Raw genomic sequence first — 26,287 nt, 5'->3', positions numbered from 1 at the left:
TTTCGGTCAGGTCGGGGAATGTCGAAACCGTTTCTTAAAGCCGTTTCGCAACACTGTGCTAACTGTGTTGGCGCGATGCCTGTGCGTATCCAGGACCGTTTTCGCGCCCAGTGTGTACGGAGTAAGCGTAATGCGTAAGCGCCTCATGGGCGCGGCGGCCGCCTGCGGTCTCGCCATGGCCCTCGCCGCGTGCAGCGGTCCTGTCCCCAAACATGAAACGCCTCTCTCCTTCGCGATCAAGCGCGAGATGGATCTGAAGGGCGTCAGCGCCGCGGATCCCATCATGATGCGGATCTTCAAGGAAGAGTCGAAGCTTGAGGTGTGGAAGCGCACCAAGACCGGCAAGTATATCGAGCTGAAGAGCTACGACATCTGCCGCTGGTCGGGCGATCTCGGCCCCAAGCGCAAGGAAGGCGACAAGCAGGCGCCTGAGGGCTACTACCAGGTCACGCGCGGCCTGATGAACCCGAAGTCGTCCTACCACCTGTCGTTCAACCTTGGTTACCCGAACACCTTCGACCAGACCCACGGTCGCACCGGCGCGCACCTGATGGTGCACGGCGACTGCCTGTCGGCTGGCTGCTACGCCATGCAGGACAAGCAGATCGAGGAAATCTACGCGCTCGCCCGAGAAGCCTTCGACGGCGGACAGCGCGCGATCCAGGTGCAGGCCTATCCGTTCCGCATGACGCCGCAGAACCTCGCGCGCCATCGCAACAACCCGAATGCCGATTTCTGGAAGAACCTGAAGGAAGGCAACGACCACTTCGAGGTCACCGGCGCACCGCCGAGCATCGACGTGTGCGGCCGCCGCTATGTGTTCAACGCCAAGAACGAGCGGCTCGATCCGTCCGCGCCGTGCCCGCAGCTCGACGTGCCGGCCGACATTCGCACGGCGGTTGCCCAGAAGGCGCAGCAGGACGAGCAGGCGATCCAGCTTGCCGTCGCCCAGCTCGAGAATGGCGGCACGCTGGCTCCGTCCAACGCACCGGTCCAGGTTGCCGCGACCCGCGACACCACGGTCGCCACCTCGTCCACCGCGTCTTCACAGGACAGCCCGTCGCTGATGTCGCGTCTTCCCGCGCTTCGCATCCCGGGCCTTGGTGGCCGCAAGGATGAAAACCAGGGCAATGCCGCGACGGGCTATGGGCCGGCCGATGGCAACGCGCCGGACCCGTTCGCGGTCTTCGACATGTTCGTGACGGTCGATACGCGCTCGGTCCCGCGCAGCCACGTGAAGGGCGACGCTGCCGGGACGCGCTGACGCGCTTATCAGGTAGTCAGAATCAAGTAGGGGCGGTCCCAGGCTGGGCCGCCCCTTTTTCTTTTTGCTCGCAGGCTCGATGCCCGCTGGCGGACGCCGCACCTTCTAGAGAGGCCACACCATCAGGATTACCGGCACCGCGACGGCGATCACAATGATCTCCAGCGGCAGGCCCATGCGCCAGTAGTCGCCGAACTTATAGCCGCCGGGGCCAAGGATGAGCGTGTTGTTCTTGTGGCCGATGGGCGTCAGGAACGCGCAGGACGCGGCAACGGCGACAGCCATCAGGAACGGGTCGGGGCTGACATTGAGCTGGTTGGCGATGTCGACCGCGATGGGCGCGCCAATGACGGCGGTCGCGGTATTGTTGAGCACGTCCGAGAGGGTCATGGTCACCACCATCAGGATCGTCAGGACCACGGCGGGTGCAAGGCCCTGCGAAACGTTCACGATGGTATTGGCGATAAGAAGCGTGCCGCCGGATTCCTCCAGCGCGACGCCCAGCGGAATCATCGAGCCGAGCAATATGACCACCGGCCATTCGATCTCGTCATAGACCTGGCGCAGCGGCACGATGTCCAGCAGCACGTAGAGGATCACGACCGCGGCGAGCGCCACCGGCAGGTAGATGAAGCCGAAGCTTGCCAGCGCGACGGCGGCGATGAAGATCGCGGCGGCCAGTCCGGCGCGGCCATGCTGGGTGACCTGCAGCCCGCGTTCGGCAAGCGGCAAGGCACCGAGCCACTCGGTCATGTCGGCGAGGCGATCTGCGGGGCCAAGCAGCAGCAGGATGTCGCCGGCCTTCAGCGACAGGTGACGCACGCGCTTGCGAAAGCGCACGCCCTGGCGAGACACCGCAAGCAGCGTGACGCCATGGCGTGAAATCAGCCGCATGTTGTCGGCCGAGCGACCTTCCGCACGGGAGTTGTGCTGGACAACCACCTCGGCGATGGCGAGGTCGGCACCGGCCTCGCTGCGCACCCGGTCGCCGCCGATGAAGTCGAGCTTCATCACACCGCGAAACGCGTCGATGGCGTCATGGGAAGCGTCGACGACGAGAATGTCGTTGACGCGGATTTCCTCGCGCCGCGCGCCGCCGGGAATGCGTTTGCCGTTTCGCACCAGCCCCAGCAGCGTGAGGTCCTCGGCATCGGGGTCTTCGTCGAAGTCGGCAATGGTCTTGCCGACCATCGGCGATTCCTCGTCGATGACCAGCTCGGCGATGAAGCCGTGGACGCGCTGCAGTTCCTTCGACGGTTCCTTCTCGCCGCGCGCCTGCGGGATCAGCCGCCAGCCGATCAGCGTCACGAAGGCAACGCCGACCACCGTGCAGGCGATGCCGACAGGGGCGAAATCGAACATGGAATAGCTCTCGCCGAGTGCACGGTCGCGATAGGCGGCAATGATGATGTTGGGCGGGGTGCCGATCAGGGTGGCGAGGCCGCCGAGAATGGTGGCGAAGGAAAGCGGCATCAGTGTCAGGGCCGGGCTGCGCTCGGCCTTGCGGGCAGCGGCGAGGTCGACCGGCATCAGCAGGGCGAGGGCAGCAACGTTGTTCATGAAGGCCGACAGGGCCGCGCCCAGGCCCGACATGATGGTGATGTGCGCGCCGATATTGCGGGAACTGTCGATCATCGTGCGGGTGATGAAGTCGACGGCACCGGAATTCACCAGTCCCTTGGAGACCACCAGCACCAGCGCGACGATGATCGTGGCTTCATGCCCGAAGCCGGAAAAAGCGTTCTCGTGGGAAACCAGACCGAGAATGACTGCGACGACGAGGGCGGAGAAGGCAATGACGTCGTAGCGGAAGCGGCCCCAGATCATCATCGCGAAAACGGCGAAGAACAGGGAGAAAAGCGCGATCTGGTCAAATGTCATGGTTCGGCCCTTGGGCGAGACGGTGGTGGGACGCTTCGAATATCAGATTAGCGGGGCAATCGGTCGGGCAAGAAATGGTTGCCGGAGAAAATTCGGCAACCGGTGCTTGGTCCTGCGGTGCCTAGTCCTGGCTGCTGCGCTCGGGCAGGCACAACACGTCCGCGTGGTTCGGCATCATGGCGAGACCTTCGATGGGTATGGAAGGGTCCTCGCCATCTTCGTCGAGACGGTCGATATCGACGCATGTCACGTAGTGTTCGGCGAGCTTCGTCGTCACGGCCTGGATCTCGGAGGGCGAATAGAGTCCGGCATTCCATTCGATCACCATGGGTGGGGCGGTGGCGAGAATATCGTCCATTCCAAACAGGATGTCCGGCTCAGCGCCTTCCGCATCGATCCATACGAAAGACACATCGCCTGCGGCAATGTTGCTGGCCTGGAGAATGTCGTCGAGCCGCGCCACCGGCACTTCGACCGGCGTGGCGTCGGTATGGGTGATACGAGAACTGTGACCGCCGGAATTGTGGCCGCTCACCGAGAGGGTCAGCGTACCGGTTTCCGACCCCGCCGCGCTCTCGACCGCGATGGCCCTGCCGCTCATCTTGTTGAGATGGATATTGAGAGACAGGAGCTCGACATTGCCGGGCACCGGCTCGATGGCAAGCGCGTTCGAAAATTCACCAGTCAGCAAGGCATAGACGGTCTGGCTGCCGATATTCGCGCCGACATCGAGAAAACATCCGCCGGGATTCAGCGCGCCCTTGCGACGGGCGTAGCCAATGGCGTTGAGCAGTTCGTCACGTTGCCAGGCGCCATCGTTCAGAATGCGCCAGCCAATGACATGATCGGCGGGGTCCAGCGCCATGCTGTGATCTGAAAAGCGCCGGATGACGATGTCACCGCGCACGCCCATCGACCTGTAGAACGCCTTGGCCGACAGTCCTGAATTGAACAGCGAACGTCCCAGGAGACGATCGCGGTGGTGGCGAAAGCGGTCTTCCAACGCCTTGAGAGAACGAATTTTCAAGTGAGGCCTTTCGGGCGCTGCCAGCGACTGCCGCCCGGAACGGACGAGGACCAGGCGGCCTGTGAGTTAGCAACGCATGAAAGGCGAGACTCGTTCAATCTGTTCTCGGATCAGGCAAACCGGCCGTGGCAGTGCTTGTATTTCTTGCCCGAACCGCAAGGGCAGGGTTCGTTGCGGCCAACACGGCCCCACGATGCCGGGTTGTTCGGGTCGCGGTCCGCTGTCGCGACGCCACCTTCGCCTTGCATGTCGTCTTCGCCGGTGAACGGGTCGATGTGGTGGCCTTCCATCTCGCCGACCGGTTCGAGTTCCGGCGGCTCCTGCACCAGCTCGACGCGCATGAGCTGCGCGGTCACAGCCTCGCGGAGACGGTCCAGCAGGCTTTCAAACAGCGCGAAGGCTTCGGTCTTGTACTCGTTGAGCGGGTCACGCTGGCCGTAGCCGCGGAAGCCGATGACCTGGCGAAGCTGTTCGAGCTGGACGATATGGTCGCGCCACAGGTGGTCCAGCGTCTGCAGCAGCACGGCCTTCTCGATGCGGCGCATGATTTCCGGCGAGAATTCCGCCGCCTTGCGGGCAAACGCCTTGTCGATGGTCTCGCGCAGGCGCTCGGCCATATCTTCCTGGGCGATGCCTTCTTCAGCCGCCCAGTCGCCGACCGGCAGTTCGAGCGCGAAGACTTCCTGGATCTTGGCCTTCAGGCCGTCGGTGTCCCACTGCTCGGCATAGGCCTTTTCGGGCATGTGGGCGTCGACGAGATCGTCGATGATGTGATGGCGCATGTCCGCAATGGTCTCGGCCACGCCCTCGCCATGCATCAGCTCGATGCGCTGCTCGAAGATTGCTTTGCGCTGGTCGTTCATCACGTCGTCGAACTTGAGCAGGTTCTTGCGGATGTCGAAGTTGCGCGCCTCGACCTTCTGCTGCGCCTTTTCCAGCGCCTTGTTGATCCACGGGTGGACGATGGCCTCGCCCTCCTGCAGGCCGAGCTTCTGGAGCATCGAATCCATGCGGTCGGTGCCGAAGATGCGCATCAGGTCGTCCTGAAGCGACAGGTAGAAGCGCGAGCGGCCCGGGTCGCCCTGGCGGCCGGAGCGGCCGCGAAGCTGGTTGTCGATGCGCCGGCTCTCGTGGCGCTCGGTGCCGACGACGCACAGGCCGCCGGCTTCCAGCGCCACCTGCTTGAGGCGCTCCACGTCGGCGCGGATCTCGTCTTCCTTGCGGCGGCGCTCGGCGCCGTCTTCCATGTCGCCCAGTTCGTTGGCGATGCGCATGTCTGCATTGCCGCCAAGCTGGATGTCGGTGCCGCGACCGGCCATGTTGGTGGCAATCGTCACTGCGCCGGGAATGCCGGCCTGGGTGATGATCTGCGCTTCCTGCTCATGGTAGCGGGCGTTGAGGACGGCAAAGACCTTCTCGTCCCTGCGGCCCTGGTCGCCATCGTAGAGTTCCGAGAACGCGTTGGCGTCGTCGAAGTTCTTCTGGCGGTAGCCGGCGGACTTGAGCAGCTCGGCAAGGCGCTCGGATTTGTCGATGGAGGTGGTGCCGACAAGGATCGGCTGGCCGCGCTGCTTGCAGTCGTCGACCAGCGAGATGATCGCGTTGAACTTCTCGTCCTCGGTCCGGTAGACCTCATCGTCCTCGTCGGCGCGCGAGATCGGCTGGTTGGTCGGGATCTCGACCACGTCGAGGCCGTAGATGTCGGCGAATTCCGCGGCTTCGGTGAGGGCGGTGCCGGTCATGCCGGCAAGCTTCTCGTACAGGCGGAAGTAGTTCTGGAAGGTGATCGAGGCGAGCGTGACGTTTTCCGGCTGGATCGGCACGCGCTCCTTGGCTTCCAACGCCTGGTGCAGGCCTTCGGAGTAGCGGCGGCCTTCCATCATGCGGCCGGTGAACTCGTCGATAATCATCACCTGGTTGTTGCGCACGATGTAATCGCGGTCGCGCAGGAACAGCTTGTGGGCGCGCAGGGCCTGGTTCACGTGGTGAACGTAGGTGACGTTCTCGACGTCGTAGAGCGAACCCTTGATGAGGCCGGCATCGGCCAGCATCTGCTCCATCGCCTCGGTGCCGCTTTCGGTGAGGATGACGGTGCGCTGCTTCTCGTCGAGCTCGAAATGCTCTTCGGTCAGCTTGGGGATATAGTTGTCGACAGTGGTGTAGAGCTCGGAGCGATCTTCCACCGGACCGGAAATGATGAGCGGCGTGCGCGCCTCGTCCACGAGGATGGAGTCGACTTCGTCGACGATGGCGAAGTCGTGCCCGCGCTGCACCATCTGGTTCAGCTCGTACTTCATGTTGTCGCGCAGATAGTCGAAGCCGAGTTCGTTGTTGGTCGCGTAGGTCACGTCGCAGGCATAGGCGGCCTGGCGCTCGTCGTCGTTCAGGCCGTGCAGGATGACGCCGACGGACAGCCCGAGGAAGCGGTAAACCTGGCCCATCCAGCCCGCATCGCGGCTTGCAAGGTAATCGTTGACCGTGACGACGTGGACGCCCTTGCCCGACAGCGCGTTGAGATAGACGGGGAGGGTTGCGACAAGCGTCTTGCCTTCGCCGGTCTTCATCTCGGAGATGCGGCCTTCGTGCAGCACCATGCCGCCGATCAGCTGCACGTCGAAGTGTCGTTGGCCGAGCGTGCGCTTGGCCGCTTCGCGGACGGTGGCAAAGGCGGGGATCAGGAGATCGTCGAGGCTGGCGCCGTTCTCGATCTGCTGGCGGAAATCGACGGTGCGCGCGCGAAGCTGCTCGTCGGTCAGGTCCTTGAGTTCCGGCTCCAACGCGTTGATGGCGTCGACCTTCGACTGGTAGGAGCGCACGGTTCGTTCGTTGGCCGTGCCGAAAATCTTTCCGGCGATCTTGCCCAGACCCAGCATGGGGGGATGTCCTTGTTCTTTATAAGACCGGTGCGTGCGCGGCGGGTGCGGCGCGCGAACCACCCTGCCAGATATGGCAGGCCTTGGTGTGTGTCACCTTTTCGTGGCGAGCGTGCCGCCTGATAGGAGCCGCCCGGAGCGCTTAACGCGCAGAAATTCAACGGCAGACTTAAGATTGCCATATCACCTTGTCAACGAGGCCGAGATACGCCAGCAATGGCGGCAAGACATCTGAAGGTCGGCAACGCAAACCGGCCGGATCGACACACGCAGCCGCTTTCGTGCGCTTGAAGCGCTGGAGACGTGCCGCGCAAGGGACAAGGAAACTGAACATGACTTTCAACATTGGCGCAGGCTCGCTGCGCAATCTCGGGGCTTCGGTGCTGCTGTGTGCGGCAATGGGCCTCGGCAGCGTTGCCCACGCCCAGGACCAGGCAGCGGATGATGGCAGCGAAGTCGTCGCGACCGTCGATGGTGTGGATATCACCAAGGACGATGTTCGCCTTGCGGTGGGCGAGATGGGTGAAGTGCTGCGCCAGGTGCCGCCGAACCAGCAGGGCGAGTACCTGATCTCCTTCCTCATCGACATCGCGCTGGTTTCGCGCGAGGCGGAGAAGGACGGGCTCGACGATGGCGAGGCCTTCAAGCGTCAGATGGCGTTCTCCCGCAACAAGGCGCTGGTGCAGGCCAAGCTCGCCGTCGTCGGCGAGGAGGCCGTGACCGACGAAGCCGTCGAGGCGCGCTACCAGGACGCGATCAAGGATTTCGAGGCCAAGGAAGAGGTCCGTGCACGCCATATCCTTGTGGAGAGCGAGGAAAAGGCCAAGGAACTGAAGGCCGAGCTGGACGGCGGGGCCGACTTCGAGGCACTCGCGGCCGAACACTCCACCGACGGCTCCAAGGCCAATGGCGGTGACCTCGGCTATTTCAGCAAGGACATGGTCGTTGCGCCCTTCGGTGAGGCTGCGTTCAGCACCGAGCCGGGATCGGTCACCGATCCGGTCCAGTCGAAGTTCGGCTGGCACATCATCAAGGTCGAGGACAAGCGCATGAGCGCGCCGCCCCCGCTCGATAGCGTCCGCAAGGAAATCGAGCAGGAGGTCCGCCAGCTTGCGCGCCGCGACTACGTCCAGTCCCTGCGCGACGGTGCCGATATCGAGCGTCCGGGCGAAGAGGCCGAGGCCGCGCCTGAGGGCGATGCGCCGAAGACCGACGCACCCAAGACCGAATAAGTTCAAGTAGCGACAACAAGACCAGGCCGGGCCGCGCGCCCGGCCGAACTGGCCGGGGGCATCAGATGACGGCAAGCGTTTCACCGTTGGCACCGAAGGTGCTGGAGGACCCGCAACCTGTGGCGGGCGTGCGGCTGGCGGTTGCCGAGGCCGGCATCAAGTATGCCGGGCGCACCGACCTGATGGTGTCGGTCTTCGACGAGGGCACGGCGGTTGCCGGCGTCTTCACCAAGTCGAAATGCCCGTCCGCCCCGGTGGATTGGTGCCGCAAGGTGCTTGGCAACGGGAAGGCGCGAGTTCTCGTCGTCAATTCCGGCAATGCCAATGCCTTCACCGGCATGAAGGGCATCGAGACCGTCGAGGCGACGGCCAAGGCTGCCGCCAAGGCTGCGGGCTGCTCGACAGACGAGGTATTCCTCGCATCGACCGGCGTGATCGGCGAGCCGTTGCCGCCGGAAAAATTCGCCCGCGTGCTGGACGACGTAGTCGCAGGTGCCGGCAAGGCGCGCCCGCTGGACGTTGCGCGCGCCATCATGACGACCGACACCTACCCGAAGGTGGTTTCGCGCACCGTGCGCATGGGGGACGGCGAGGTGACCATCACCGGCGTCGCCAAGGGCGCGGGCATGATCGCGCCGGACATGGCGACGATGCTCTCCTTCATCTACACCGATGCCCCCGTTTCAGCCGGTGCGCTGCAGGACATTCTCTCGCGCTGTGTGAAATCGAGCTTCAACGCCATCACGGTCGACAGCGACACCTCCACCAGCGACACGGTGCTGGCCTTTGCCACCGGTGCCGCGAAGGCCGATGGTGTGCCACAGGTGGATACCGCCTCCGACCGGCGGCTGGCTGCCTTCAAGCGGGCCTTTGCCGACATCATGGTCGAGCTTGCCCAGCAGGTGGTGCGTGACGGGGAAGGCGCGCGCAAGTTCATCCAGATCGACGTGACTGGTGCCAGCAGCGCGAAGTCGGCCAAGACGATCGCGCTGTCGATTGCCAATTCGCCGCTGGTGAAGACGGCGGTCGCCGGCGAGGACGCCAATTGGGGCCGCGTTGTCATGGCGGTCGGCAAGGCCGGCGAGCCTGCGGACCGCGACAAGCTCGCGATCCGCTTCGGCGACATTCTCGTTGCCGAGAACGGCGAGCGGGTGCCCGGCTACAGTGAGGAGGACACCTCCGGCTACATGAAGGGCGAGACCATCGAGATCGGCGTCGATCTCGGGCTCGGCACCGGCAAGGCGCGGGTCTGGACCTGCGATCTGACCAAGGAATATGTCGCCATCAACGGCGACTACCGGAGCTGACGGGCTTGGGCGTGCTGCTGGTCTCCGCCTGCGCGCTGGTGGACGTGGACGGGCGGGTGCTGCTCGCCCAGCGGCCCGAGGGCAAGTCCATGGCGGGCCTGTGGGAATTTCCCGGCGGTAAGGTCGAGGACGGCGAAACGCCGGAAGCAACGCTGATCCGAGAGCTGAAGGAAGAGCTCGATATCGACGTTACTGCTTCCTGCCTCGCACCCCTGAGTTTCACGAGTCACGCTTACGAAAAATTTCATCTCCTCATGCCACTTTATGTGTGCCGGAGATGGCATGGACAGGTCACGGCGATGGAAGGGCAGCAACTCGCATGGGTGCGCCCGGTTCGCCTCAACGACTACCCGATGCCACCGGCTGACATACCGCTGATCCCGGTTCTGCGCGACCTGCTCTGAACCCAAGATCCGTAGCGGACGACTGGGCGAGGATAACATGACGCAGGATGCGTACCAGGGCCGCATGGCCTACCTGAAGAACCGCAGCGGCGCGTTCCTGACCGACGAGAGCGGCGGAACGGCCATCGAATACGCGGTTCTGGGCGCAGGCATCGCGGTCGCCATCGCCACGGTCGTCGGTACCATCGGAAGCTCGCTGCTGCCGAAGTACCAGCAGGTCAATGACGGGTTCCAGGCGCTGCAGGGCGGCGGCTGATCGACCAGATCAATCTTTTCCGATTGGCTTTTCCGGATTGAGCGCATCGGCGAGGCGCATTTTCGCGCTTCCCGGCTTCAAGGGCTGCTGCTGGCTTTCGTGCGGCGCCCACCCGCTCAGGTGGATGATTTCCACCGTGGCGCGGATGCGCCCGTCCGCATCGGCAAACCTCTCCGCATAGATTTCAGCCGCGCGCAACAACGTTGCGCGGGTCAGCGGCTTGCGGTCACGCTCGCTGAGCACGCTGGTGGCGCCCATGGCGCGCAAATCGCGAAGCAGGGCGAACAGGCTCTCGTAGCGCACCGTCACCGGTTCCAGATCGACCACGGGCAGGGCAAAGCCCGCGCGTTGCAGAAGCGCGCCCAGTTCGCGAATGTCGGCGAAGGGTGAGACGCGCGGCGGTGCGCCGCCGGTCGTCTCGGCGTCTGCCGCCAGCAGCGACTGGCGCAATTCGGTGAGTGTCGCGCCGCCGGGCATGGCGGCGATGAACAGCCCGTCGGGTTTCAGCGCGCGGCGCAACTGCACCAGCGCGCCGGGCAGGTCGTTCACCCAGTGCAGCGCCATCGAGGACACCACAAGGTCAAGCGAGGCGGGCGCGAAGGGCGGCAGCTCATCATCGCAGACGATCGCCGGGCGCGCGCCGCCCAGCAGGGTCGCGGCGCGTTCGCAGGCGATGACCGTGCCGACGCGTTCCTGCTGCCGCAGCGTTGCGGACATGAAGCCGCCGCGCGCGGACAGGTCCACCGCGAGCGGAAATTCTCGCATGGTGGCATCGAGCCGCTCGCCGATATCGTCCGCCGTGCGGCGAAGCAGGAAATCGGCATCGGGCAGGTTCGGATGGGCGCGCAACCGGCGGGCCAGCAGCAGGTCGCGGTCGAAGAGTTGCATCTGGGCGGTGTTCATTTCACCGTACCACCTAGCGTTTCGCAGCATGTGCGAACAGCCCCAAAGGACAGTGCGTGAGCGAGCAGGTCTCGGCCATCGGACGATTGCGGCAATGGGGCGCCGTGTGGAGCACGAAAGCGCTCGACATGGTGCTGCCGCCGCTGTGCATGGGCTGCGGCGATCTCGTCACCACCCATGGGGGCGTTTGCGCCGCATGCTGGCGGGGGCTGACCTTCATCGAGCCGCCTGTCTGCCCGGTGATGGGCACGCCGCTTGAACCGGGCGTGCCCGCCGGGACGCTGAGCGCCGCAGCCATAGCCGCGCCGCCGCCCTTCGCCCGGCTGCGCGGGGCCTGCGACTACGACGCCACCGCGCGGCGGCTGGTGACGGCGCTGAAATACAATGACCGGCTGGAGACAGCGACGATGATGGCGCAGCTGATGGTGCGTGCCAGCGCGGACTGCATCGACAATTCCGACGTTGTGATGCCGGTACCGCTGCACTGGCGGCGACTGATTTCGCGGCGCTTCAACCAGTCGGCGGAACTGTCGCGCGCGATTTCCAAGCAGACCGGGCTGCCGCACCTCGCCACGGTGCTGAAACGCTCCAGGGCCACGAAGCAGCAGGTCGGGCTGAAGGCATCGGAGCGCGCGCTGAACGTCACCGGGGCCTTCACGGTGCCGGAGCACCTGCGCCATGAGATCGCCGGCAGGCGCGTGCTGCTCGTGGATGATGTCTTCACGACAGGTGCGACGGTGACGGCTGCGGCGCGCGCGCTGAAGCGCTTCGGCGCGGATGAGGTGAACATCGCCGTCTTCGCGCGCGTGTTGGACGAGTTCTAGGGGCGCCCATATATAAGCGTCAGACCGAACACGCATTCCAACAGCAGGACGACAATGACAGACGTGACGATCTACACGCAGGCCCTGTGCGGCTACTGCACGGCGGCCAAGCGGCTGCTCACCTCCAAGGGCGCGAACCTGACCGAGATCGATGTGACCTACGATCCGGAGAAGCGCGCCGCCATGCGCGAGCGCGCCGGGGGCAAGAATTCGACGCCGCAGATCTTCGTTGGCGACACGCATGTCGGCGGATGCGATGATCTGTTCGCGCTGGACGAGCGCGGCGAACTCGAGCCGCTGCTGGCAAGCTGAGGAGGGCGAAAGACATGAGCAAGTTTCAGGCAGCCTGCGTGCAGCTTTGCGCCGGGCGCGACGTGACCGCCAATATCGACCAGGCGGAGCATTTCATCCGGCAGGCGGCGGGCGATGGCGCGGACTACGTCCAGACGCCGGAGCAGACGTCGATCATGGAACTCAGCTCGAAGATTCTGTTCTCAACCATCGTCGAGGAAGCCGAGGACCCGGCGCTGAAGCGCTTCCGGGCGCTGGCCGATGAACTCGGCATCTGGCTGCATGTCGGCTCGCTCGCCATCCGCACCGGCGAGAGCAGCGCGGCCAACCGCGCCTTCGTGCTCACCCCTGATGGCGAGATCGCTGCGCGCTATGACAAGATCCACATGTTCGACGTGGACCTGCCGAGCGGCGAGACGTACCGGGAATCCAAGAATTACCGCGCCGGGACCAAGGCCGTGACGGTCGACCTGCCGTGGCTGACGCTCGGCCTGAGCGTCTGCTACGACCTGCGCTTTGCCTATCTCTATCGCACGCTCGCCCATGCGGGCGCCTCGATGCTGAGCGTGCCGGCCGCCTTCACCAAGCAGACGGGCGAGGCGCACTGGAACGTGCTGCAGCGCGCCCGGGCCATCGAGACGGGCTGCTTCGTCGCGTCCGCCGCGCAGGGCGGCCACCACGAGAACGGCCGCGACACGTTCGGCCATTCGATCATTATCGACCCGTGGGGCAAGGTGCTGGCGGAAGCCGGGACCGAGCCGGGCGTCATTGCAGCGGAGATCGATACCGCGCTGGTCGACGAGGCGCGCTCGCGCATTCCCGCGCTCACCCATGACCGGCAGATCACCGTCGAACGCGCCGGGGAGGCTGCGAAAAAGGCATCATGATCCGCTACAGCCTGCGCTGCACGAAGGGCCATGAATTCGAGGGCTGGTTTTCCGGCTCCGCATCGTTTGACGAACAGCTCGAGCGCGGTCTCGTGCAATGCTCGACCTGCGGGACGTCTGATGTCGAAAAGTCACTGATGGCGCCCTCGGTGAAACGCACCGATGCCGAGCGTCGCGGTAAGCAGCCTGTCAGCGCACAGACCCAGAAAGCGGGCAACTCTCCGGATCAGGCATCGACGATGGCGGCTGCCGTCCAGCAGTTGCCGGATGAGGCCAAGGCCGTGTTGCGCAAGGTGCGCAAGGCTGTGATGGACAATTCCGACTATGTCGGTCCGCAGTTCCCTGAAGAAGCGCGCAAGATCCATTATGGCGAAGCGCCGAAGCGGGGCATCTACGGCGAGGCCTCCGGCGAAGACACCAAGGCGCTTGCGGAGGAAGGCATCGAAGTCTTCCCGCTGCCCGAACTTCCCGAAGACAAGAACTAGGGCCGCTATTCAGCTTGTTTCCGGTCAGGTGATCTCGCTGCGGACTGCGGCGGCGAGTTTCGCCGCGAACAACTCCGCCTCATCCCCCGCATAATCCGTCGCCTCGACCTTGCCCCAGACCGGCCCCGGCCAGGCGGCATCGCCTTCAAACCGCGCGATGACGTGAATGTGCAACTGCCGCACCATGTTGCCGAGTGCGGCTACATTCAGCTTGTCGCAGTTCGTGAGGCTCTTCAGCGCGCGCGAGACGGCATCGACTTCCAGCGCCAGCATGGCCCGGTCGGCGGTATCGAGGTCGATGAGGTCGGCGGCGCCGTCCACCTGCGGCACGAGGATCGCCCAGGGGTAGTTCGCATCGCGCGATAGCAGCACGCGGCACAGGCTCATTTCGGTGACTGGATGCGTGTCGGCCTCCAGCCGCGGATCGAGAGTGAAGGTCATGCGGGCTTTTGCGCCAGCAGCATGTAGTTCACGTCCATGTCACGCGAGGGACGCCATTCGTCGGCCAGCACGTTGTAGAAGACGCCGGTCTGCTCGATGCGGCGCATGCCGTTTGCGGTAAACTCGCGGTCGAGTTCTTCCGGCGTGAGGAACTTGTCCCAGCTGTGGGTGCCCTTCGGCAGCCAGCCCAGCACGTATTCCGCGCCGACGATGGCGAGCGCGAAGGCCTTGGCGGTGCGGTTGATGGTGGCGACAAATTGCAGGCCGCCGGGCTTCACCATGTCGCAACATGCCCGCATGAAAAGAGACACGTCGGCGACATGCTCGACAACTTCGAGGTTCAGCACCACGTCGAACATCTCGCCGGCCTCGGCCAGCGCCTCGGCCGTGGTCTCGCGGTAGTCGACCGGGACGCCGCTTTCGTCCGCGTGGATCCTGGCGACCTCGATATTGGTGCGCGAGGCATCCGCCGCGACAACCTCCGCGCCCATGCGGGCGATGGGTTCGGCGATCAGGCCGCCGCCGCAGCCGATATCGAGAATGCGCAAGCCCTCCAGCGGGCGCGCCGCGTTCGGGTCCCTGTCGAAATGCGCACAGACATGGTCGCGCACGTATGCCAGGCGCACCGGATTGAACTTGTGCAGCACCTTGAACTTGCCCGCCGGGTTCCACCATTCGCGGGAGAGGGCGGAGAACCGGGCGATCTCCGCGTCGTCGACGGTGGTCTGTCCGGTGGTGCCGGTGCTCTTGGCTGTGTTGTTTGCAGTCATGGGCGGAAATCGGTGCTCCTGTTGCACAGAACCGTGCAAGCGATTAAGTAGGCGCCGCGCGGCGCGGCGTCCATCCCGTGGCCCTTGTCCCGCGCAAAAGCGGGCAATCCTCTATCGGGTTTTCGGGAAGTTACAGCATGGGACGCCTCGTCCTGAAATTCGGCGGCACGTCGGTTGCCGATCTCGACCGCATCCGCAATGTCGCGCGGCACGTCAAGCGCGAGGTGGATGCCGGCCACGAGGTCGCCGTCGTGGTGTCCGCCATGGCGGGCGAGACCAACAAGCTCGTCGGCTTCTGCCGGGACATGTCGCCGCTGCACGACGCACGCGAATACGACCAGATCGTCGCGTCCGGCGAGCAGGTCACGTCGGGGCTTCTGGCGATCGCGCTGCATTCCATGGGCGTCAATGCGCGCTCGTGGTGCGGCTGGCAGATCCCGCTGCGCACAGACGACGCGCACGGCGCGGCACGCATCGATTCCATCGACTGCCCGCTGCTGATCGAGCGGATCTCTTCCGGTCAGGTCGCGGTCATCGCGGGCTTCCAGGGCATCGGCCCGGACAACCGCATCACGACGCTGGGTCGCGGCGGTTCGGACACGAGCGCGGTGGCCATCGCGGCGGCGGTGAATGCCGACCGGTGCGACATCTATACTGACGTGGACGGGGTCTACACGACCGATCCGCGCATCGTTGCCAAGGCGCGCCGGCTGGAAAAGGTCGCCTACGAGGAAATGCTGGAGATGGCGTCGCTCGGTGCCAAGGTCCTGCAGGTGCGCTCGGTTGAAATGGCGATGGTTCACGGCGTGCGTACCTTCGTGCGATCCTCCTTCGACGACCCGGAATCGCCGGCGCTGGTGGGGGCGAACGAGCCTGTCGGAACCCTGATTTGTGACGAGGATGAGATCGTGGAAAAGAACACGGTGACGGGCATCGCCTATTCCAAGGACGAGGCGCAGATCACGCTTCGCCGCGTGCAGGACAAGCCCGGCGTGGCGGCGGCCGTCTTCGGCCCGCTGGCGGATGCCAACATCAATGTCGACATGATCGTGCAGAACGTGTCGGAGGACAGCAGTACCACGGACATCACGTTCACGGTGCCGGAATCCGATTACAACAAGGCGCTAGCCACCATCGAGGCGCAGCGCGGCGAGATCGAATACGCCAATGTCGAAGGTGCGCGCGACGTGGTGAAGGTGTCGGTGATCGGCATCGGGATGCGCTCGCACGCGGGTGTCGCATCCGATGCATTCCGCGCGCTGGCACAGAGAAACATCAACATTCGCGCCATCACGACTTCCGAGATCAAGATTTCGGTCCTGATCGACGCCGCCTATACCGAGCTTGCGGTGCGTACTTTGCATTCGCTATACGGGCTGGACACGCAATAATGCCATGCGGAGGTCTGCGGCGTTCGCACCGGGCTTCATAGTCCGGGACGCCGTGAGACGTCTTTTGCGCATCGGGAAAGAGGCTCGAGCACATGCGGAGCTCGATCGGCGGACCGCGAGTTATGCTGCGCCGCCTGCGCGAGACCATGGCCGAACCGGTCACCGCGCAGGAAAGGCTGGACCGTATCGTCGTGCTTGTCGCGGCGAACATGGTCGCGGAAGTTTGCTCCGTCTACGTGATGCGCGGCGACAGCTCGCTGGAGCTGTTCGCAACCGAGGGCCTCAACCGCGAGGCCGTGCACAAGACTACAATGACGGTTGGGCAGGGCCTCGTCGGCGTCATCGCGCGTGAAGCCCAGGCGCTGAACCTTCCCGACGCCCAGTCGCATCCGGCCTTCGCCTACTTCCCGGAGACGGGCGAAGAAATCTACCAGTCCTTCCTCGGTGTCCCGATCCTGCGCGGCGGGCAGACGCTCGGCGTCATCGTCGTGCAGAACATGGCGCCGCGCACCTATTCGGAAGAAGAGGTCGAGGCCCTCCAGACCATCGCCATCGTGCTGGCGGAGATGATTGCGTCCGGCGAATTGCAGACGCTGGCGCGGCCGGGCACGGAACTGGCGCTGCAACGCCCGCAGCAATTGATGGGGCGCTCGTTTGCCGACGGCATCGCGCTCGGGCATGTCGTCATGCACGAGCCGCGCGTGCGCGTGACGCAGCTGATTGCGGAGGATTCCTCCGCTGAGCTCGAACGCCTCGATGCCGCGCTCGAATCACTGAAAAGCTCCGTCGACACGCTGATGCAGCACCCGGCGATCCGCGATGGCGGCGGCGACCACGTGGACGTGCTGGAAAGCTACCGCATGTTTGCCCGCGACCGGGGCTGGGCGCGGCGCATCCGCGAGGCGATCAACACCGGCCTGACGGCGGAAGCCGCGGTCGAGCGTGTCCAGAACGACAGCCGCGCGCAGCTCATCCGCCAGACCGACCCTTACGTTCGCGAGCGGCTGCACGATCTCGACGATCTCGCAAACCGCCTGCTGCGCGAACTCGTGGGCTGGAGCGGGCATGCGGGCTCCGGACAATTGCCGCAATCGGCCATCGTGGTGGCGCGCAACATGGGGCCTGCCGAACTGCTGGACTACGACCGCGCCAACCTGCGCGGGCTGGTGCTGGAGGAAGGCTCGCCCACCGCCCATGTCATCATCGTGGCACGTGCGCTGGGTATCCCCTGCGTCGGGCAGGTCGACGGAGTGCTCGACCTGGTGCGCACCGGCGATGCGATCATCGTCGATGGCGGCGCGGCGGAGGTCCATGTGCGTCCGGCATCGGATGTCGAGAATTCCTATGTCGACAAGGTCCGGATGCGCGCCAAGCGGCAGGAGCGCTACCAGGAGCTGCGCGACGTGCCGACGCGCACCAAGGACGGCGTCGACCTGACCTTGATGATGAATGCCGGGCTTGGCGTCGACCTGCCGCACGTGGAGGAAACCGGTGCGGCGGGCATCGGCCTGTTCCGCACCGAGTTGCAGTTCATGCTGGCGACGAGATTCCCGCGCATCGGCGAGCAGGAGGCCTTCTACCGCACGGTGCTGGAAAGTGCCGGCGACAAGCCGGTCGTCTTCCGTGCCCTCGATATCGGCGGCGACAAGATCCTGCCCTACCTGCGTCAGGACGAGGAGCCGAACCCGGCGCTCGGCTGGCGCGCGATCCGTATCGCACTCGACAGGCCGGCGCTGCTCAAGGCGCAGATGCGTGCGCTGCTGCGCGCGGCATCCGGCCGCAAGCTCTCGGTCATGTTCCCGATGGTGACGGAGGTCGCGGAGTTCGACGCCGCGCGCGCCATCGTGGAAGAAGAGACCGAGCGGCTGCGCAAGTTCGGCCGCAAGCTGCCGACATCCATCGATCTTGGCGTCATGGTCGAGGTGCCGGCGCTGATCTGGCAGATCGACGAGCTGGCGAGCAAGGCGGATTTCCTGTCCATCGGCAGCAACGACCTGTTCCAGTTCGTCTACGCGGTTGACCGCGAGAACGCACGCATGGCGCAGCGCTTCGACCAGTTGTCGGTGCCGATGCTGCGCATCATCAAGACGGTGAACGAGGCGGCGGAGAGCAACGGCATCCCGCTCAGCCTGTGCGGCGAGCTTGCCTCCCATCCCCTCACCGCGATGGCGCTTGCTGCCGCAGGGCTTCGCACCATATCCATGGCGGCGGCGGCCGTCGGCCCGGTCAAGGCGATGCTGCTGTCACTCGATCTCGAGAAGGCCAGCGCGTTCCTTGAAGAGGCGCTCGACAATCCGCCCAAGGACCTGCGCAAGGCGATGATCGGCTTTGCCCGCGACAACCAGGTCGACCTCGACATCTAGCAAGCGTAAATTCGGCTCCACCCACCCTGTGCAGGATCATCCATGCGCGACGAGCATCTCCACGCCATCGTCAAGAAATTCGAGGACCTGGAAGCGGGTCTGTCCACGACGTCCGACTCGGAGGAAATCGTCCGGCTGTCGCGTGAGCGCGCCAAGCTGGAACCGCTGGTGCGCGTGATCCGCGCTCGGGCCGAAACCATCGAGGAACGCGAAGGGCTGGATCAGATTCTCGCCGAGCCGGGATCGGACGCGGAGATGCGCGAATTGGCCGAGGTGGAGCAGGAAGAACTCGACGAGAAGCTGGAACAGCTGGACCAGGACCTGAAGGTGCTGTTGCTGCCGCGCGACGATGCCGACGACAACAGCGCCATCGTGGAAATTCGCGCCGGTACCGGCGGCGACGAGGCCGCGCTGTTTGCCGGGGATCTTGCCCGCATGTACCAGCGCTACGCGGAAACGCGGGGCTGGACGGTCTCGGTTTTGTCGGCCAGTGAAACCGGGCTTGGCGGCTACAAGGAAATCATCCTCGACGTGTCGGGGCAGGGCCCCTACGCGAAGCTGAAATTCGAATCCGGCGTCCACCGCGTGCAGCGCGTGCCTGAAACCGAAGGTGGCGGGCGCATTCACACGTCGGCTGCGACCGTCGCGGTGCTGCCGCAGGCCGAGAACGTCGATATCGAGGTGAAGGCCGAGGACATCCGCATCGACACGATGCGCGCGTCGGGTGCGGGCGGCCAGCACGTCAACACGACGGACTCCGCGGTTCGCATCACGCACATCCCGACCGGGATCGTCGTCACCTCGTCGGAGAAGTCGCAGCATCAGAACCGCGCACAGGCGATGAAGGTGCTGAAGGCGCGTCTCTTCGAGATGGAGCGCGAGCGGCAGGACAGCGCGCGGTCCCAGGCGCGCAAGAGCCAGATCGGAACCGGCGACCGCTCCGAACGCATCCGTACCTACAACTTCCCGCAGGGGCGCGTGACGGACCACCGCATCAACCTGACGCTCTACAAGCTGGAAACCATTCTCGCCGGTGAAGCGCTGGAGGAAGTCGTCGAGGCGCTGATCTCCGAGGATCAGGCGCAGCGGCTGGCGGAAGCGGAAGCCGCACCGGAAATCCTCACCGCATGACGGGGCCTGCCACGAGCGGCATGGATGTGGGCCGGCTCGTGCGGCAGGTAACGGCGAGCCTCAACGAAAGCGGCATAGATACTGCGGGTCTCGACGCGCGGCTCATCGTCATGCGGGTCTGCGGCCTGACGCGCGAAGACCTGCTGCGCGATCCGGGTCGGGCGGTCGGCGTCGACGCACTTGCCGAAATTGCCCGCATGACCGACAGGCGGGCGAAGCGCGAACCACTGGCGCGCATCTTCGGCGAGTGGCGCTTTCGCGATTTCACCTTCGCGCTCGATGCCGACACGCTGGTGCCGCGCCCGGAAACGGAACTGCTGGTCGAGACGGCGCTGCAACTGGTTGGTGAGCGGGGCGCGTGCCGCATCGCCGATCTCGGCACCGGGTCGGGCTGCATACTTCTTTCGTTGCTGGCCGCGATGCCCGAGGCGCAGGGCGTGGGCACCGATATCAGCGAGGCCGCCACAATTCGGGCGCAAGCCAATGCAAGGCTTTTGAACATGACAGGCCGCGCGCAGTTCGCGGCAACCAGTTGGCTCGACGGCATCATTGGACCGTTCGACCTGATCGCATCAAACCCGCCATACATTCGAACCGGTGACATCGCCGATCTGGAACCCGAAGTCCGGGACCATGATCCGCAACGCGCGCTGGATGGAGGCGAGGACGGATACGAGGCCTATCGGCAGCTGATCCCGCAGGCTGCCGCGAAGCTGAAACCCGGCGGCTGGCTCGTCCTGGAGACGGGAACCGGCCAGCATGCGGAGGTTGCGGACCTGCTTCGCGCCGCCGGCCTGACGGGCATCGAAGGCCGCAATGACATGGCCGGGCACGAGCGCGTCAGCCTCGCCCGGCGCGAATTGACTTAAGGATAACCAGTTCGCACAGCTGCCAAGAAACCGCTTGGAATAGGTGAACGAAGCAGATAATGTTCAGGACATGGAGCGGTGAGCGCCAATACGGCAGCTTCCGCAATTCCCGGTTCGCCCGTCATGGGCACGGACATTCACAGACACATCTTGGTCGATCAGGTTGCAGGACGCAGCCTTTTGCCAAGTTTTGCAATACGGGCAGATTGCCGCCGCACCCGTGCGTTCGGGGCATGCCGCCAGGCGGCCACAGGTAAATTGTCCAGGTAGTCCGAACGCCCGGCAGCCAGCGGGGGAATGCTGCTGCCGAGCAAGGTTCGCTTGTCGCGAACCTCAAGGGGAACGATCGAACGTGAAACCGGTAACAGCTTGCGGCCTTCGGTGCCGCCCTGCCCGCGGGGCAGGCACGCGACCGGTCATGTCCGGAACTTTCGTGTAACGATGAAGAGTGACGCAATGAGAGGACAGAACAAGAGAATGCGCGGTCGTGGCGGCGGTGGCGGTAACAACCGCAAGCAGCCGAACCCGCTGACGCGCAGCTACGACAGCAATGGTCCTGACGTGAAGGTGCGCGGCACGGCTGCGCATGTCGCGGAAAAGTACCAGCAGCTGGCGCGCGACGCGCAGTCGGCCGGCGACCGGATCAACGCGGAGAACTATCTCCAGCACGCCGAGCACTACCTCCGCATCATTGCGGCTGCACAGGCACAGCAACAGGTACAGGCCGAGCAGAACGCCGAGCAGCAGAGCCGCCGCGACAACGACAGTCGTGGTGACAACCGCAACGAGAACCGGAACGAGAATCGCAACAACCGTCGCGATGACAATTCCGACCAGCAGGACAAGCAGCCCGCCGAAGCCCAGAAGAATGGGTCCGGAAACGGTGCCAAGAACGCCAACGGCAATGCCGACGACGATCAGGGCGGCGAGGACATGGGTCTGCCGGCCTTCCTGCGCAACGCGGCCCGCACGCCTTCCGGCGACGATGCACCTGCTGAAGCCAAGGACAACGGCGAAGGCGAAGACGAGCAGCCGGCCAAGCCGCGCCGCCGCCGCCGCCCCACCAAGGCCGAGCAGGCTGCTGCCGCCGAAGAGAAGGGCGAGGGCTCCGCTGCAAAGGGCGAAGGCTCCGGCGAACCGGTAACCGCCGACAACGCTTGACGCATGTCGCCAAAGCGGCGATGCGAAACGAGAAAACAAGGCCCGTCCCGGTGCGACCGGGGCGGGCCTTCGCTTTTTGGGCCCCACCTCTTTTGTTGCCCAGATGCCACACCTATATGGAGTCATGACCGGGCAACATGCCGGTCAGACTCGGGCGGTCCGGGCGGCGCTTCGCAAAGAAGGCCCAGGCGATCCGCGCCATATGGAGGCATGACATGAATTTCGAGAACTACACGGAACGCGCGCGTGGATTCGTGCAGTCCGCACAGGGACTGGCGCTGCGCGAGAACCACCAGCAGTTTCTTCCCGAGCACCTTCTCAAGGTCCTGCTCGACGACGAGGAAGGCCTTGCCGCGCGCCTGATCGAGCGCGCCGGTGGCCGCTCCGCCGACATCCTGCAGGCCGTCGAGATGGCGCTTGCCAAGCAGGCGAAGGTGCAGGGCGGCAACGGCCAGCTTTACCTTTCACCGCAGATCGCCCGCGTCTTCGATACCGCCGAGCAGGCTGCCAAGAAGTCGGGCGACAGCTTCGTCACGGCCGAACGGCTGCTGCTGGCGCTTGCCATCGAAAAGCAGGCAGAAACCTCGCGCATGATGTCGCAGGCCGGCATCACCGCACAGGGGTTGAACGACGCCATCAACGAGGTGCGCAAGGGCCGTACCGCCGACACCGCGTCTGCCGAGAGCGGCTATGACGCGCTGAAGAAATATGCGCAGGACCTGACCGAGGAAGCCCGGCAGGGCCGTCTCGATCCGGTCATCGGGCGTGACGAGGAAATCCGCAGGACGATTCAGGTGCTGTCGCGGCGCACCAAGAATAATCCCGTCCTCATCGGCGAGCCGGGCGTCGGCAAGACGGCCATCGTCGAAGGCCTCGCGCTGCGCATCATCAACGGTGATGTGCCCGAGAGCCTGCGTGACAAGCAACTGATGTCGCTCGACATGGGTTCGCTGATCGCGGGCGCGAAATATCGCGGCGAGTTCGAGGAGCGGCTGAAGGCCGTGCTGCAGGAGGTCGATGCCGCCGACGGCAAGATCATCCTGTTCATCGACGAGATGCACACGCTGGTTGGCGCGGGCAAGAGCGATGGCGCGATGGATGCGTCGAACCTGCTGAAGCCGGCGCTCGCACGCGGCGAGCTGCACTGCGTCGGTGCGACCACGCTGGATGAGTACCGCAAGCACGTCGAAAAGGACGCTGCGTTGGCGCGGCGCTTCCAGCCGGTCTTCGTGTCGGAGCCGACGGTGGAGGACACCGTGTCGATCCTGCGCGGGCTGAAGGAGAAGTACGAGCTGCACCACGGTGTGCGGGTCGCCGACAGCGCGCTGGTCGCGGCGGCAACGCTCTCCAATCGCTACATCACCGACCGCTTCCTGCCCGACAAGGCCATCGACCTTATGGACGAGGCCGCATCGCGGTTGCGGATGCAGGTGGATTCCAAGCCCGAGGCCCTCGACGAGATCGACCGCAAGCTGATCCAGCGCAAGATTGAACGCGAGGCGCTGAAGAAGGAAAGCGACACGGCTTCCAAGGACCGGCTCGAAAAGCTGGAGGGCGAGATTGCCGAACTGGAAGACGAATCGGCCGAGATGACCGCGCGCTGGCAGGGCGAGAAGGAAAAGCTCAACCAGTCGCAGTCGCTGAAGACCGAACTCGACCAGGCGCGCATCGAGCTGGAGAAGCTGCAGCGTGCGGGCGACCTCGCCCGTGCCGGCGAACTGGCCTATGGCAAGATTCCCGAACTTGAGCGCAAGCTGAAGGAAATGGACGACGCCAGCGATGCCGCGAATGCCGGCAGCATGGCAGCCGAGACGGTGACGCCTGACAACATCGCGCAGGTGGTGTCCCGCTGGACGGGAATCCCTGTCGACAAGATGCTTGAAGGCGAGCGCGACAAGCTGCTGCGCATGGAAGAGGTGATTGCCTCGCGTGTGGTTGGCCAGGAAGAAGCGGTGAAGGCCGTCTCCACCGCCGTGCGGCGTGCGCGCGCGGGCCTGCAGGATCCGAACCGGCCCATGGGCTCGTTCATGTTCCTCGGCCCCACGGGCGTCGGCAAGACGGAGCTGACCAAGGCGCTGGCCTCGTTCCTCTTCGATGACGACACCGCGATGGTGCGAATCGACATGTCGGAGTTCATGGAGAAGCACTCCGTGGCCCGGCTGATCGGCGCGCCTCCCGGCTATGTCGGCTACGAGGAAGGCGGCGTGCTGACGGAAGCCGTCCGGCGCAGGCCCTACCAGGTGATCCTGTTCGACGAGATCGAGAAGGCGCACGGCGACGTGTTCAACGTGCTGCTGCAGGTGCTGGACGATGGCCGTCTGACGGACGGGCAGGGCCGCACTGTCGATTTCCGCAACACGCTCATCATCATGACCTCCAACCTCGGTTCGGAGTTCCTGGTGAACCAGCCGGACGGGTCCGATTCGGACGCGGTGAGCGAGCAGGTGATGACGGTGGTGCGGGCGCACTTCCGGCCCGAGTTCCTGAACCGACTGGACGAGATTATCCTCTTCCACCGGCTCAAGAAGGAGCAGATGGGCGCGATCGTCGATATCCAGATGCAGCGGCTCGAGCGTCTGCTGGCGGATCGCAAGATCACGCTGACGCTGGATGCGGAAGCGCGCGCATGGCTTGCCGACAAGGGCTATGAGCCCGCCTACGGCGCACGCCCGTTGAAACGCGTGATCCAGAAGCAGGTTCAGGACCCGCTCGCCGAGCTGATCCTGAAGGGTGAAATCCACGACGGCGCCCACGTGGTCGCGACCGTCAAGGACGGCGAGCTCGTGCTCGGTTCGGACATGAAGGCCGAGCGCGCAGCGTGAACCATCTCGCCATCTGTGCGGGGGTGTGAAAGCATGCCCCCGCCATGATGACGCTCGATGCCTACAACAACTATTGCGCCTCGCTCCGCGCCACGACCACGGTCGTGCAGTGGGGCGGGTCGCATGTCTGGAAGGTGGGCGGCAAGGTGTTCGCCATCGCCAGCACGGCCCAGTCGGGTGGCGCCGCGCCCTTCGTCACCTTCAAGGTGTCGCCGCTGGCCTATGACATCCTGAAGGAACAGGACGGCCTGCGCCCCGCGCCCTATCTCGCCTCGCGCGGGATGAAATGGATCCAGCGCACGGCCGACACCGAAATGAGCGATTCCGATCTCTGCCGCTATCTCGAGGAAAGCCACCGGCTGGTTGCCGCGGGGCTGACGAAGAAGGCGCGCGCGGCGCTTGGACTTGAGGCAATCGATTCGTGACAAACCCGGGGCTTGAGAGATGAGCGACCAACAGGCCGGCCAGCCTGCATTCCGGCAGATGTGGCCGACGACCTTCATGCAGGTGCAACTGCCCGGCGCGGAGGGCGCGAACGCAGCCCTTATCGAGCTCATCGAGGAGATGGACGACAAGGCCAGCGATCTCACGACCGACTACCTCGCTGGCAACTTCTTCAAACACGAGCACCCGGCGGCGAACTGGCTCAAGCAGTGCACAGACCGGGCCATACGCGACTACGCGAAAGAATCCGGCATCGACTACGAGCTGGATTATTCGGTCCAGGCTTGGCCGAACGTCAACCGGTTCGGCGACTACCACAACCTGCACAATCACCCGCATTCCTGGCTGAGCGGGACCTATTACGTGCAGGTGCCGGAGCGGCCGCGCGACCTGCACACGCGTTCCGACCTCAATCCCGGTGCGATCAGCTTCTACGATCCGCGCCCGCAGGCGAACATGCTCTCCATCAAGGGAGACGGGCAGGTGGACCCGGAATACCGGCTGCTGCCCAGGCCCGGCATGCTGCTGCTCTGGCCGGCCTTCGTGCACCACCTGGTGCATCCGAACCTGTCCGACGACAAGCGAATTTCGGTCTCGTTCAACGTCGTGCTGAAGTGGCGCGACACCTATCTGCCCTGACACCAGCCCGGCCTAGAAGCGTTGACCGGTTCAGACCCCCGCGCATGGCCCGCGATCAGTTTGCGGCGAGGCGGGTGGAAACCGGGGGCTTGGCCATCAGCGCGTCGATGCGCGAACGCTCACGGTCGAAGGCGGAGAGAATCGGTCCATCCAGCGTGCGACCACGCGGCAGGCGGATACGCATCGGGTCCACGTGGCGACCGTTCACCGTCATCTCGTAGTGAAGGTGCGGGCCGGTCGACAAGCCGGTGGTGCCCACGTAGCCGATGACCTGGCCCTGCGTGACGCGCACACCCTTGGCAATGCCGGGGGCAAATTTCTGCTGGTGGGCGTAGCCCGAGGCGTAGCCGTTGGCGTACTGGATCTTGATCCAGCGCCCGTAACCGGACTTCCAGCCGGCTTCCACGACCGTGCCGTTGCCGGCGGCCATCAGCGGCGTGCCGCGCGGTGCGGCCCAGTCAACGCCCTTGTGCATGCGCTTGTAGCCGAGAATCGGATGGCGGCGCATGCCAAAGCCGGAGCGGAACTGGCCGGTGCGCATCGGCTTGCGCATCAGGAACTTCTTCGCGCTGCGGCCTTCTGAATCGTAATAGTCGACGATGCCGTCATCGGGCGTGCGGAA

24 protein-coding genes (1 of these 24 only partly in view) are annotated in these 26,287 nt (G+C 64.8%); 17 read left to right on the top strand and 7 right to left on the bottom strand.

The genetic code is table 11. The features are described 5' to 3' along the window. Positions 1 to 130: 130 nt before the first annotated feature. A complete protein-coding gene (locus tag ACKTEK_RS13025; RefSeq protein ID WP_409165725.1) occupies positions 131 to 1,264 on the top strand; it encodes a L,D-transpeptidase family protein in 1,134 nt (377 codons plus the stop codon). A gap of 105 nt (positions 1,265 to 1,369) precedes the next feature. Here the strand turns inward: ACKTEK_RS13025 and ACKTEK_RS13020 are convergent, their stop codons facing one another. The 3 genes from ACKTEK_RS13020 to secA form a co-directional block, all read right to left on the bottom strand. Then, a complete protein-coding gene (locus tag ACKTEK_RS13020; RefSeq protein WP_409165724.1) occupies positions 1,370 to 3,145 on the bottom strand; it encodes an SLC13 family permease in 1,776 nt (591 codons plus the stop codon). Positions 3,146 to 3,266: 121 nt separating this feature from the next. Beyond that, the gene (locus ACKTEK_RS13015; RefSeq protein ID WP_409165723.1) at positions 3,267 to 4,172 is read right to left on the bottom strand and encodes an FkbM family methyltransferase; all 906 of its coding nucleotides are present in this window, start codon (positions 4,170 to 4,172) and stop codon (positions 3,267 to 3,269) included. A gap of 110 nt (positions 4,173 to 4,282) precedes the next feature. Next, complete coding sequence (secA, locus tag ACKTEK_RS13010; RefSeq protein WP_409165722.1) at positions 4,283 to 7,045, bottom strand: preprotein translocase subunit SecA; 2,763 nt, start codon at positions 7,043 to 7,045, stop codon at positions 4,283 to 4,285. 332 nt (positions 7,046 to 7,377) lie between these two features. Between secA and ACKTEK_RS13005 the strand changes: the two genes are divergently transcribed. The 4 genes from ACKTEK_RS13005 to ACKTEK_RS12990 all read left to right on the top strand — a co-directional run bounded on the left by ACKTEK_RS13005 (position 7,378) and on the right by ACKTEK_RS12990 (position 10,244). Further along, on the top strand, positions 7,378 to 8,277 hold the full coding sequence (locus ACKTEK_RS13005; RefSeq protein WP_409165721.1) for a peptidylprolyl isomerase: 900 nt from the start codon (positions 7,378 to 7,380) through the stop codon (positions 8,275 to 8,277). A 65-nt stretch (positions 8,278 to 8,342) separates the two neighbouring features. Then, complete coding sequence (gene argJ, locus ACKTEK_RS13000; RefSeq protein WP_409165720.1) at positions 8,343 to 9,584, top strand: bifunctional glutamate N-acetyltransferase/amino-acid acetyltransferase ArgJ; 1,242 nt, start codon at positions 8,343 to 8,345, stop codon at positions 9,582 to 9,584. Next, on the top strand, positions 9,581 to 9,988 hold the full coding sequence (locus ACKTEK_RS12995; RefSeq protein ID WP_409166156.1) for a (deoxy)nucleoside triphosphate pyrophosphohydrolase: 408 nt from the start codon (positions 9,581 to 9,583) through the stop codon (positions 9,986 to 9,988). The genes argJ and ACKTEK_RS12995 overlap by 4 nt, the downstream gene beginning before the upstream one ends. 37 nt (positions 9,989 to 10,025) lie before the next feature. Beyond that, positions 10,026 to 10,244: a Flp family type IVb pilin gene (locus ACKTEK_RS12990; protein ID WP_409165719.1), complete on the top strand. Its 219-nt coding sequence runs from the start codon at positions 10,026 to 10,028 to the stop codon at positions 10,242 to 10,244. 9 nt (positions 10,245 to 10,253) lie between these two features. On the opposite strand, the gene ACKTEK_RS12985 is transcribed toward ACKTEK_RS12990, so the two are convergent. Next, positions 10,254 to 11,147, bottom strand: a complete 894-nt coding sequence (locus ACKTEK_RS12985) for a methyltransferase domain-containing protein (RefSeq protein ID WP_409165718.1) — start codon at positions 11,145 to 11,147, stop codon at positions 10,254 to 10,256. 56 nt (positions 11,148 to 11,203) lie between these two features. Here ACKTEK_RS12985 and ACKTEK_RS12980 point away from each other — a divergent pair, with 56 nt between their 5' ends. From ACKTEK_RS12980 to ACKTEK_RS12965, 4 genes are read left to right on the top strand one after another with little or no spacing between them, the layout of a single operon-like run. Continuing rightward, positions 11,204 to 11,971, top strand: coding sequence for a ComF family protein (locus ACKTEK_RS12980; protein WP_409165717.1), 768 nt, complete (start codon positions 11,204 to 11,206; stop codon positions 11,969 to 11,971). A 54-nt stretch (positions 11,972 to 12,025) separates the two neighbouring features. After that, positions 12,026 to 12,283 carry a glutaredoxin 3 gene (grxC, locus tag ACKTEK_RS12975; RefSeq protein WP_409165716.1) on the top strand — a complete coding sequence of 86 codons (258 nt, stop codon included), beginning with the start codon at positions 12,026 to 12,028 and terminating at the stop codon, positions 12,281 to 12,283. A gap of 14 nt (positions 12,284 to 12,297) precedes the next feature. Then, positions 12,298 to 13,149, top strand: coding sequence for a carbon-nitrogen hydrolase family protein (locus tag ACKTEK_RS12970; protein WP_409165715.1), 852 nt, complete (start codon positions 12,298 to 12,300; stop codon positions 13,147 to 13,149). After that, entirely contained in the window at positions 13,146 to 13,634 is a 489-nt protein-coding gene (locus ACKTEK_RS12965; protein WP_409165714.1) for a DUF1178 family protein, read from the top strand. Before ACKTEK_RS12970 ends, ACKTEK_RS12965 begins: the two co-directional genes overlap by 4 nt. A 24-nt stretch (positions 13,635 to 13,658) precedes the next feature. Here the strand turns inward: ACKTEK_RS12965 and ACKTEK_RS12960 are convergent, their stop codons facing one another. Both ACKTEK_RS12960 and ubiG read right to left on the bottom strand, forming a co-directional pair. Further along, positions 13,659 to 14,075, bottom strand: a complete 417-nt coding sequence (locus ACKTEK_RS12960) for an HIT domain-containing protein (protein ID WP_409165713.1) — start codon at positions 14,073 to 14,075, stop codon at positions 13,659 to 13,661. After that, positions 14,072 to 14,845: a bifunctional 2-polyprenyl-6-hydroxyphenol methylase/3-demethylubiquinol 3-O-methyltransferase UbiG gene (gene ubiG / locus ACKTEK_RS12955; RefSeq protein ID WP_409165712.1), complete on the bottom strand. Its 774-nt coding sequence runs from the start codon at positions 14,843 to 14,845 to the stop codon at positions 14,072 to 14,074. The genes ACKTEK_RS12960 and ubiG overlap by 4 nt, the downstream gene beginning before the upstream one ends. A 137-nt stretch (positions 14,846 to 14,982) precedes the next feature. Between ubiG and ACKTEK_RS12950 the strand changes: the two genes are divergently transcribed. From ACKTEK_RS12950 to ACKTEK_RS12915, 8 genes are all read left to right on the top strand, one after another. After that, positions 14,983 to 16,236 (top strand): aspartate kinase, encoded by a 1,254-nt coding sequence (locus ACKTEK_RS12950; protein WP_409165711.1) that lies wholly within the window; start codon positions 14,983 to 14,985, stop codon positions 16,234 to 16,236. Between the two features lie 92 nt (positions 16,237 to 16,328). Next, complete coding sequence (ptsP, locus tag ACKTEK_RS12945) at positions 16,329 to 18,599, top strand: phosphoenolpyruvate--protein phosphotransferase (protein WP_409165710.1); 2,271 nt, start codon at positions 16,329 to 16,331, stop codon at positions 18,597 to 18,599. A gap of 42 nt (positions 18,600 to 18,641) precedes the next feature. Beyond that, positions 18,642 to 19,730, top strand: a complete 1,089-nt coding sequence (gene prfA, locus ACKTEK_RS12940; RefSeq protein ID WP_409165709.1) for a peptide chain release factor 1 — start codon at positions 18,642 to 18,644, stop codon at positions 19,728 to 19,730. After that, the gene (gene prmC / locus ACKTEK_RS12935) at positions 19,727 to 20,599 is read left to right on the top strand and encodes a peptide chain release factor N(5)-glutamine methyltransferase (protein WP_409165708.1); all 873 of its coding nucleotides are present in this window, start codon (positions 19,727 to 19,729) and stop codon (positions 20,597 to 20,599) included. The genes prfA and prmC overlap by 4 nt, the downstream gene beginning before the upstream one ends. 477 nt (positions 20,600 to 21,076) lie before the next feature. Then, on the top strand, positions 21,077 to 21,760 hold the full coding sequence (locus ACKTEK_RS12930; protein ID WP_409165707.1) for a DUF4167 domain-containing protein: 684 nt from the start codon (positions 21,077 to 21,079) through the stop codon (positions 21,758 to 21,760). 215 nt (positions 21,761 to 21,975) lie between these two features. Next, on the top strand, positions 21,976 to 24,582 hold the full coding sequence (gene clpB / locus ACKTEK_RS12925; protein ID WP_409165706.1) for an ATP-dependent chaperone ClpB: 2,607 nt from the start codon (positions 21,976 to 21,978) through the stop codon (positions 24,580 to 24,582). 47 nt (positions 24,583 to 24,629) lie between these two features. Continuing rightward, positions 24,630 to 25,007: an MmcQ/YjbR family DNA-binding protein gene (locus tag ACKTEK_RS12920; RefSeq protein ID WP_409166155.1), complete on the top strand. Its 378-nt coding sequence runs from the start codon at positions 24,630 to 24,632 to the stop codon at positions 25,005 to 25,007. Between the two features lie 19 nt (positions 25,008 to 25,026). Next, positions 25,027 to 25,665, top strand: a complete 639-nt coding sequence (locus ACKTEK_RS12915; RefSeq protein ID WP_409165705.1) for a TIGR02466 family protein — start codon at positions 25,027 to 25,029, stop codon at positions 25,663 to 25,665. Between the two features lie 55 nt (positions 25,666 to 25,720). On the opposite strand, the gene ACKTEK_RS12910 is transcribed toward ACKTEK_RS12915, so the two are convergent. Next, on the bottom strand, positions 25,721 to 26,287 hold the end of the coding sequence (locus ACKTEK_RS12910; RefSeq protein WP_409165704.1) for a M23 family metallopeptidase. It continues 1,377 nt past the right edge of the window; the window shows 567 of its 1,944 coding nt (coding positions 1,378-1,944); the start codon falls outside the window, past its right edge; the stop codon is at positions 25,721 to 25,723.

This window comes from Tepidamorphus sp. 3E244 (assembly GCF_046159835.1).
GTDB lineage: Bacteria > Pseudomonadota > Alphaproteobacteria > Rhizobiales > Tepidamorphaceae > JACKJK01.
Note: the sequence above shows the minus strand (reverse complement) of the source record. Positions and strands in the feature narration are given on the sequence as shown.

What these genes read in the sequence shown, in the direction of transcription:
- ACKTEK_RS13025 (WP_409165725.1), top strand. Translation starts at nt 131, where the DNA reads ATGCGTAAGCGCCTCATGGGCGCGGCGGCCGCCTGCGGTCTCGCCATG.
- ACKTEK_RS13020 (WP_409165724.1), bottom strand. Translation starts at nt 3,145, where the DNA reads ATGACATTTGACCAGATCGCGCTTTTCTCCCTGTTCTTCGCCGTTTTC.
- secA (WP_409165722.1), bottom strand. Translation starts at nt 7,045, where the DNA reads ATGCTGGGTCTGGGCAAGATCGCCGGAAAGATTTTCGGCACGGCCAAC.
- ACKTEK_RS13005 (WP_409165721.1), top strand. Translation starts at nt 7,378, where the DNA reads ATGACTTTCAACATTGGCGCAGGCTCGCTGCGCAATCTCGGGGCTTCG.
- argJ (WP_409165720.1), top strand. Translation starts at nt 8,343, where the DNA reads ATGACGGCAAGCGTTTCACCGTTGGCACCGAAGGTGCTGGAGGACCCG.
- ACKTEK_RS12990 (WP_409165719.1), top strand. Translation starts at nt 10,026, where the DNA reads ATGACGCAGGATGCGTACCAGGGCCGCATGGCCTACCTGAAGAACCGC.
- ACKTEK_RS12985 (WP_409165718.1), bottom strand. Translation starts at nt 11,147, where the DNA reads ATGAACACCGCCCAGATGCAACTCTTCGACCGCGACCTGCTGCTGGCC.
- grxC (WP_409165716.1), top strand. Translation starts at nt 12,026, where the DNA reads ATGACAGACGTGACGATCTACACGCAGGCCCTGTGCGGCTACTGCACG.
- ACKTEK_RS12970 (WP_409165715.1), top strand. Translation starts at nt 12,298, where the DNA reads ATGAGCAAGTTTCAGGCAGCCTGCGTGCAGCTTTGCGCCGGGCGCGAC.
- ACKTEK_RS12965 (WP_409165714.1), top strand. Translation starts at nt 13,146, where the DNA reads ATGATCCGCTACAGCCTGCGCTGCACGAAGGGCCATGAATTCGAGGGC.
- ACKTEK_RS12960 (WP_409165713.1), bottom strand. Translation starts at nt 14,075, where the DNA reads ATGACCTTCACTCTCGATCCGCGGCTGGAGGCCGACACGCATCCAGTC.
- ubiG (WP_409165712.1), bottom strand. Translation starts at nt 14,845, where the DNA reads ATGACTGCAAACAACACAGCCAAGAGCACCGGCACCACCGGACAGACC.
- ACKTEK_RS12950 (WP_409165711.1), top strand. Translation starts at nt 14,983, where the DNA reads ATGGGACGCCTCGTCCTGAAATTCGGCGGCACGTCGGTTGCCGATCTC.
- ptsP (WP_409165710.1), top strand. Translation starts at nt 16,329, where the DNA reads ATGCGGAGCTCGATCGGCGGACCGCGAGTTATGCTGCGCCGCCTGCGC.
- prfA (WP_409165709.1), top strand. Translation starts at nt 18,642, where the DNA reads ATGCGCGACGAGCATCTCCACGCCATCGTCAAGAAATTCGAGGACCTG.
- prmC (WP_409165708.1), top strand. Translation starts at nt 19,727, where the DNA reads ATGACGGGGCCTGCCACGAGCGGCATGGATGTGGGCCGGCTCGTGCGG.
- ACKTEK_RS12930 (WP_409165707.1), top strand. Translation starts at nt 21,077, where the DNA reads ATGCGCGGTCGTGGCGGCGGTGGCGGTAACAACCGCAAGCAGCCGAAC.
- clpB (WP_409165706.1), top strand. Translation starts at nt 21,976, where the DNA reads ATGAATTTCGAGAACTACACGGAACGCGCGCGTGGATTCGTGCAGTCC.
- ACKTEK_RS12920 (WP_409166155.1), top strand. Translation starts at nt 24,630, where the DNA reads ATGACGCTCGATGCCTACAACAACTATTGCGCCTCGCTCCGCGCCACG.
- ACKTEK_RS12915 (WP_409165705.1), top strand. Translation starts at nt 25,027, where the DNA reads ATGAGCGACCAACAGGCCGGCCAGCCTGCATTCCGGCAGATGTGGCCG.